This is a genomic window from Bartonella sp. AA83SXKL (assembly GCF_042196965.1).
Lineage (GTDB): Bacteria > Pseudomonadota > Alphaproteobacteria > Rhizobiales > Rhizobiaceae > Bartonella.
Genome location: NZ_JBHIRG010000128.1, coordinates 1 through 888 on the forward strand (window position 1 = coordinate 1; position 888 = coordinate 888).

Below are 888 nucleotides of genomic sequence, written 5' to 3' on the forward strand. Positions count from 1 at the left end.
TGGCTTTGATAAAATCTTTGTGCTTCTCTTAATTGTTCAGAGAGTACTGAACCTTCTACATTGGTTTTTGTTTTCATGAAAAAAGCAAATGTTGTAAAAAGCTTTATTGGTTAGATCTTATTATAGGCATATTTTTGTAGTTAGAGGCTACAATTTTTCTGTACAATTTACGTTTTTGTATTTCGATAAGAGTCTCTTCGTCATCGCTTAAATTTCTGACCATTTGTAGCTTTGTATATTCATTTTGGATCATGGCTGACATGGTCTTGATGCGTGTTTGCAGTTCGAAAACTTCTTTGAGATCTTTTGTTTTATTTATCTTATCTAAGAAATCGTCCATTTGTTTAAAGCGGTTCTCTGCGTCTTGAAAAGTTTGAAAACTTACAGCTTTTTCGACAATTCCACTATATTTAAGACGCGTATTAATTATTTCGCGCATTTTATAATACGGCAACTGCTGGAAGCCGTACCTTTTCTCTTCGAGAATAATCTCATTAAATCTTTTTTTAAATTCCCCAGTAGCTATGGCTTGGTAGTTTGTCTGTGTTTTTGGGTAGATAGAAGGCAAATCTTGTATGAAAGAATCCTTGTTTTCTCCTATTGTTGGTTTTTGTATCCTATTTCCTGTTATAGACTGATGAATTTTTTTCGCGTTTTCGATCTGGTTTTCGTTTGTTTTAATTTGTTGTTCTAACAACTTAATAATTTCCAGATATTCTGCTTTTGAAAAAGGACTTTTAACAGTTGAACCTTGAGTCCCAGAACCCCAACTAAAGTTAGACGTTAGAGTTAAATTTATCATCCCCAAAAGGGTAATCATTCCTGTTATAATAAATCGCTTTTTCATCTGTCTCCTCGCTTAATTTCGGCAGGGATTGTTTTATTAAT

At 33.0% G+C, this 888-nt stretch carries 1 protein-coding gene; it reads right to left on the reverse strand.

All coding sequences use genetic code 11. The features are described 5' to 3' along the window. Positions 1-103: 103 nt before the first annotated feature. Positions 104-847, reverse strand: coding sequence for a type IV secretion system protein (locus ACFINO_RS10095; RefSeq protein ID WP_375641270.1), 744 nt, complete (start codon positions 845-847; stop codon positions 104-106). Between the last annotated feature and the right edge of the window lie 41 nt (positions 848-888).

Coding starts and splice junctions, on each gene's coding strand:
- ACFINO_RS10095 (WP_375641270.1), bottom strand. CDS start 847: ATGAAAAAGCGATTTATTATAACAGGAATGATTACCCTTTTGGGGATG.